This window comes from Prosthecobacter sp. (genome assembly GCF_044378005.1).
GTDB lineage: Bacteria > Verrucomicrobiota > Verrucomicrobiia > Verrucomicrobiales > Verrucomicrobiaceae > Prosthecobacter.
This window is the reverse complement of the sequence record NZ_JBILYB010000231.1, coordinates 1-5,935: the sequence shown is the minus strand read 5'-3', so window position 1 is coordinate 5,935 and position 5,935 is coordinate 1. Positions and strand designations below refer to the sequence as shown.

Sequence of the window (5,935 nt, the reverse complement as noted above, 5' to 3'; positions counted from 1 at the left end):
ACACGGTGCATCTGACTTTCGGCATTCCTCAAGGCCCGGATGGCGGCAATGGCGCGGACGGCCCGCCCTTTGCGCATGCGGTGGTGGATGCGGTGAACACGCTCCCTCCCGGTGAGCAGGCCACGGTGGAGTCGAGCTTTGACGGCAACACGGTGCATCTGACCTTTGGCATCCCTCAAGGCCCGGAGGGCGGCATTGGCGCGGACGGCCCGCCCTTTGCGCAGGCGGTGGTGGACGCGGTGAACACGCTTCCTCCCGGTGAGCAGGCCACAGTGGAGTCGAGCTTTGACGGCAACACGGTGCATCTGACCTTTGGCATTCCTGCGGGCCTGAATGGCAGCGACGGTGAGCAGGGCATTCAAGGCGAGCCTGGAATGCATGGGATGCCTGGAACGCCAGGAGAGGTCTCGTTTCAGCAACTGGCGGATGCCATCGCCACCACCAGCGCGAACAGCAACGGGGTGGACACGCTGGGGCTGGCGGTGAGCGATCCGCCGACGCAGAGTGAGATGCAGCAGATCGCGGACAAGCTCGATGAGCTGATCAATGCGCTGAGAAGGTAGGGCGCGTTGTCCTCAACGCGCCGAAGAACCCAGCGGCTGGGGGACCAGCCGCCCTACCTGGTAGGGCGCGTTGTCCTCAACGCGCCGCCAATCCATTCTCCGTTCCATTCTCCGTAGCTTTACTGGGAAGGATGAACGGCAAACCTCCTGACCGAGGACGATCTACGATAGGTGCAAGGCGGCGGACCAAAACATGCGCATTGACGGCGTGCGGCAGGTGAGGAAGACGAAGGCCTCGCAGGCCATGGCCTCGGCGAATTTTTCGTAGCTGTGGCTGCCATGGCTGCTGATGTGGCCGGGATTGTGTCCCCGCAGGCCTACATTACTGGTTTGGCTGCTGCTGCCAGCCACCCTTCCCATGGCGGCCATGCACGGGCTGTGGTCATGGCTGGTCTTTGGCCCCCTTTGTCTCGCAGCGGGGTGGACACTCGCTCACCGTCTGAGCAGTAAGATGCCTGCCATCGAATCCATGCCCCGGCCATGGCAAGCCCAGGCATTGTGGACCTCCGCTTTGCTCCTGCCCTTTGTCATCCTGAACCTCGGTGCCGGGAAAGAGCACCCGTTGGATCAGCCACCTCCCATCATTCGATCTGAACGAATCGCCGAAGGTCGGCATGTGCTGCGCCTCAGCCAGCAGCCGGACCACATGCGCGTGGACTGGATCTCCCCCCAGCAAGGCGGCCGCCACCACACGCTGCGTGTTTGCATGGCCTATCGTGGTGAGCATCTGCGCTGCATTGCAGATGCTCCGGCAATCCTGACCGACGACCGCGTCTGGCGCAGTGAATACTTTCTCGTAAACGGACGCCTACTCGAAAACTACCAGGACTATCTTCTCCACACCTTCCTCCCTGGCAGCAGCGCGGGTGTGCATCTCATCTTCTCCGTGAATGCTGGCACCATGCCGGCACGGGAGTTCGAATCCAAAGCTAGAGACCTCGCCCTCCGCATCCACCAGCAGCAGCAAACGCATGCCTTGGCCTTCATCTGCCGCCGTCTCGCCTTGCCCTTCCGCTACCGCCGCAGCGGCCACAACCGCGATTTCGAGTTTGCCCAGATCGTTTTTCGATTCGCGCAAAAGCACCGTCTGAAAGTCATCTGGCTCGGCCTCCGCGCCACTCTCATCGCCTGGCTCCGTGCGATTTTCAAACGAGACGCAGAAGCATCTCTCCATGGTGCCCGCTTGCTAGCCTTCTCTCGGGCACTTGTGAATTAGCTAAAAAAGGTATCACGATGCTTTGCCATTTTGTCATTTCAACATTCGGGTATCCGCAGAAGGGTTAAGAACCCTCATGCTCAGGAAGAAAGGCATGATGGATCAACCGGCTTCACTTGGCCAGCATCTTCGCAACCGACGTTTTGCTCTTGGGCTGAGACAGGGCGATGTGGCCATGCGGCTTGGGACGATACGCGAGGTTTACGACCGCTGGGAACGTGACTTGCGAGAGCCAGTGGTGTCCGAATGGCCGGCTCTACTGTCTTTCCTCGGCTGCTACCCCTTCCCCGAACAGAACTCTGCCGACCTTGTTCTGAAGGCGCGACGCTGTCAGGGGGCCGACCAGAAGGCGCTGGCTGCAGCCGTCGGTGTGATCCCCCAGCGACTCAGGCGTTGGGAGCACGGGAACGGAGTGCCACGGGCCGATGTCATGCGGCGCCTTGTGGAACTTGCTTGCATCCCGAATGCGATTGGCCCTTCTGAAACCGCGTGACTAAGTTGAGTCATTGGTTGTCGTTGCCAGAGCACCTTGATTGTGTGCCTAAAAAGTATCTGTTTCCAAACCAAGCGATTTGCCAGACTGATTCGTCTTCATGTTCGAGCGTTCCAGCCCAATCGAAGCCAAACCGTTCACCCGTCTCATCGCCTTCTTCGATGAATACGGCGATAATTCGCTGACCAAGATCGACCCTGATTTTCCGCTCTTCGTGCTGGCGATGGTAGAAGTCGAAAGGGGCGCTTAGAATCGACGCGATTATTTCCAATAACGAACGCGTGCTCATCTGGCCCCTCTGTAAGCGACCCGCAGGCCCACGACCTAAACATCGCCGTGAACGAGAAGTAGTACGCCTGGCTCAAGCTCATCGCCGAGACCGTGCGCCGATTGCCACGCCAAGATCGCCCCCCTCGGCTTCGCCCTCGAAGCCTACGATCCCATCGGCCACTTCCGCAGTGCCTACCCGAACGGTGCCGCCATCGACACCAGTGACGACTATCACGGCCAGTCCGTCAACAACCCCGCCGACATCCGCGCCTACCTCATCAAGCACCCTGACCTCCTCGCGCAAAACCCCGTCCACCGCCTGCTCACCTACGCCCTCGGCCGCCCACTAGGTTATACCGATCAGCCCGCTCTTCGCCGTCTGCAAGCGGACTGGAAAACGAAGGGACACACCCTCAGCGAACTCATCCATCTCATCACCACCAGCGAACTGATGCGGCGGCCCCGAAAGCGGGAAGATCGGAGCATTGGAGTTTAAAACCTCAAAATTGTCGCTGAACCGTGACATTCACTTTCACTCTCTGACAGTCGAGATTGGTGCCTTTGAGGGCTTGAGGGTCTGAGACGCTCCGCCTCACTCGCTGAAAACAAATTTGGCACTCGGAGTGGGTTTCACGGAAATACTTGCGAACCACGCTCATGAGTTCTGAAGCTGCCCCGCGCACCGAACAGCTTGTCCTGCTTCTGACCCAGCATCAGGAGCCGTTAGTTCGTTAGATCTTCAGTCTCGGCTTGCGAAGCGGATGCGCGAGATATTCTGCAGGAGACGAGTCTGGCGGTATATCGGAAGTTCAATGCGTATGATGCTGCGCGACCGTTTTTGCCCTGGCACGGCTTTTCATGAGGAGCGGTGGCTGGCTTGAGCAGGATGGACGATCATCACCTTTGCGTCGGCCAGCGCGAAGTCTGGGGCGAATGGGGGGCTCGCTCTCGACATGCGCGATGCCCGTTGCCACACTTGTGTTGCATCAAGATGGGTTCGTGGAGGACCGGGCTGCTGCTCATGCTCGTCTGCGAGGGGCATGGCAACATTGTCAGGCATGATCGCGCTTCATGGTGTTGCACTTCGGCGCTCCCTGCATGAATCCATCAGTCAAAAATAGATAGTTATCCCTTGGCTTCATCGTTACTGGTATGACCTCCTACCTGTAGCTCGATCTGTGATTTCTTCTCTCGAACACCAACTCAAAGCGCTGCTGCCTCGCGGGCGTGTGCTGACTTCGGCAGCTCAGCTGGCAGGCTATGGTGCCGATGGCCTGGGCTATAAGAACTTCCTTCCCGATTCCGTAGTGATTCCGGCGGATGCGGAGGAACTCGCGGGTTTCATGTGCGGGGCTAGGGCGCTGGGGGTGCCGGTGGTGATGCGTGGGGCGGGGACTTCGCTTTCGGGTGGACCGGTGGCGGTTCAGGGTGGTGTGGTTGTTCATACCTCAGCTCTGAAATGCATCCGCGAAATCAATGTGGAGGGCTTCTGGTGTGAGGTCGAATGCGGTGTGGGGCTCAATGACCTCGATGCCGCGTTGAAGCCGCACGGCGTGTTTTATCCGCCTGATCCATCGAGTGGTCCGGTCTGCACACTCGGGGGTAATGTGGCGTCGAACGCGGGTGGCGCACATTGCTTTCGTTACGGGGTGACGAGCAATTATGTTCTCGGTGTCGAGGCGATTATGCTCGATGGAAGCGTGCATCGTTTTGGTGGGCCTGCGGGTGGTCGCGGACCTTGGCGTGAGGATTGGAAACGCTTCATGATCGGCTCCGAAGGCACGCTGGCGGCTTTCACTCGCTTCTGGCTGCGACTGCTGCCATTGCCGGAGAAAGTGTGGACCTTCCGTGCGACCTATCCCGATATGAAAACCACGGAAGCGGCCATCCATGCTTTGGTGGCGCACTCGTCGTATCCAGCGGCTATCGAGATGCTTGATCCGCGTGGCGTGGCGATGGTGGAGAGCAGTCAGATGGCTTGTGGATTGCCCGAGGGTTCGTTCATGCTGCTGGTGGAGATTGATGGCCCAGAGGCGCTGGTCAATGCTCGTGTGGAATCCGTGGCTGAGATTTTGCGTCATGCAGGATCGCAGGACGTGATGTTTAGCGATGAGGATGCCCTTCGCCAAAAGCTCTGGAAAGCCCGCAAAGCCTCCGGTGGTCTGCTCGGCCAGTTGAGCCCCAGTTACGTCGTGCAAGACGCGGTGATACCGAAGCGTGCCTTGGCCGAGGTGCTTCAGCTTGTCTATGATGAAGCCGATGCCGCGAACATCCGCGCGGTAAATGTCTTCCACGCAGGTGATGGCAATCTGCATCCGAACTTCCTCTTCGATTCGCGTGTGCCCGGCGAACTGGAGAAGGTGGAACTCATCAGCAAGCGACTCATGCAGCGCGTCATCGAAGTCGGCGGCACGCTCAGCGGTGAGCATGGCATCGGCAATGACAAGTCCGCCTACATGCCACTGGTGTTCGGGCCGGACTCCATGCGTCTCCAACTCTCCGTGCCAGCCGCATTCAATCCTGCGCATCAAATGAATCCGCTCAAGGTCTTCGACAATCGCCACTTCATCGCATGAACGTCTTCCCTCCCATGCAGCACGAACGGCTCTTTGTTCCCTTCCTGGATGAAGTGGATGGCACGCTGTGCCTGCCCGCGAATGCGATAGCGGCTGACATTCATTCGCAAGCTCACGCGCATCGCCTGCGCTTTCCGCTTCTCTTGGATGAAGCGACGACATTGCGCGAACAAATCGCCGCCACGACTCATGCGCCAGTCTCGTGCCGCTTCGGACCTTATTGTGACAACATTCTGGGAATAAACTGGCGGCTGCCTAGTGGACGCATCGCCCGCATCGGCGAGCGTGTGGTCAAGACCACGACCGGCTATGACTGGCTCCGCTTCCTGCTGCACAGCGGGTCGCGTTATGGCGAGCCTGTGGATTACGTTTTGCGGTTGCGACCTGATTACGGATTCACGGCCATCGGCCGCTTCGATGGAGACACCAAGGCTTTGCGCTCCTGTGTATCAAAACTACTTCACAGCGGCTGGATGCACTGGTGGGATGCGGTGGATTACGTCACGGAAGGCAGGGCATCGTTCGTGCGTGTGATGATCCATTGTGTGCCCGAGCAAGCGCCCATCTTCGCCCAACAACTTGAACACGTCGCTGCATCGACGAGCACGCAGCTTACGCTGCAAAGCAACGTGCCACCGCCCCTCGATGGCCTTCCCGATCTCGTGATCAAGACGACGCCTGATCGTGTCATCGGTCTCTCTGCGGAACTCGCGCACGCTGCGCGGCGTTGTGTGGCGCTGTGCTACAGCGGTGTTGTCCACGTCTATATGAACGAGAGCGAAGACCTCACCGAACGCACGCAAGCTCTCGTCCAACC

Annotated in this window: 5 protein-coding genes and 3 pseudogenes; 7 read left to right on the top strand and 1 reads right to left on the bottom strand. The window is 59.2% G+C overall.

Going from position 1 to position 5,935, the window contains the following annotated elements; translation table 11 throughout:
* A pseudogene (locus AC6FTP_RS24975) lies at positions 1-563 on the top strand (hypothetical protein); the annotation flags it as partial.
* 162 nt (positions 564-725) lie between these two features.
* Here AC6FTP_RS24975 and AC6FTP_RS24970 read toward each other — a convergent pair.
* The gene (locus tag AC6FTP_RS24970; protein ID WP_497209619.1) at positions 726-932 is read right to left on the bottom strand and encodes a hypothetical protein; all 207 of its coding nucleotides are present in this window, start codon (positions 930-932) and stop codon (positions 726-728) included.
* A gap of 100 nt (positions 933-1,032) precedes the next feature.
* On the opposite strand from AC6FTP_RS24970, the gene AC6FTP_RS24965 reads away from it, so the two are divergent.
* The 6 genes and pseudogenes from AC6FTP_RS24965 to AC6FTP_RS24940 form a co-directional block, all read left to right on the top strand.
* Entirely contained in the window at positions 1,033-1,779 is a 747-nt protein-coding gene (locus AC6FTP_RS24965) for a hypothetical protein (protein ID WP_497209618.1), read from the top strand.
* A gap of 593 nt (positions 1,780-2,372) precedes the next feature.
* Positions 2,373-2,522, top strand: coding sequence for a DUF3800 domain-containing protein (locus AC6FTP_RS24960; RefSeq protein WP_497209617.1), 150 nt, complete (start codon positions 2,373-2,375; stop codon positions 2,520-2,522).
* A 129-nt stretch (positions 2,523-2,651) separates the two neighbouring features.
* Positions 2,652-2,720 (top strand): annotated as a pseudogene (locus AC6FTP_RS24955) (DUF1588 domain-containing protein); the annotation flags it as partial.
* Positions 2,715-3,038 (top strand): DUF1585 domain-containing protein, encoded by a 324-nt coding sequence (locus tag AC6FTP_RS24950; protein WP_497209620.1) that lies wholly within the window; start codon positions 2,715-2,717, stop codon positions 3,036-3,038. The pseudogene AC6FTP_RS24955 and the gene AC6FTP_RS24950, both read left to right, overlap by 6 nt.
* A 682-nt stretch (positions 3,039-3,720) precedes the next feature.
* Complete coding sequence (locus AC6FTP_RS24945; protein ID WP_497209616.1) at positions 3,721-5,118, top strand: FAD-binding oxidoreductase; 1,398 nt, start codon at positions 3,721-3,723, stop codon at positions 5,116-5,118.
* Positions 5,115-5,935 (top strand): annotated as a pseudogene (locus AC6FTP_RS24940) (hypothetical protein); the annotation flags it as partial. The gene AC6FTP_RS24945 and the pseudogene AC6FTP_RS24940, both read left to right, overlap by 4 nt.

What these genes read in the sequence shown, in the direction of transcription:
- AC6FTP_RS24965 (WP_497209618.1), top strand. Translation starts at nt 1,033, where the DNA reads ATGCCCCGGCCATGGCAAGCCCAGGCATTGTGGACCTCCGCTTTGCTC.
- AC6FTP_RS24960 (WP_497209617.1), top strand. Translation starts at nt 2,373, where the DNA reads ATGTTCGAGCGTTCCAGCCCAATCGAAGCCAAACCGTTCACCCGTCTC.
- AC6FTP_RS24970 (WP_497209619.1), bottom strand. Translation starts at nt 932, where the DNA reads ATGGCCGCCATGGGAAGGGTGGCTGGCAGCAGCAGCCAAACCAGTAAT.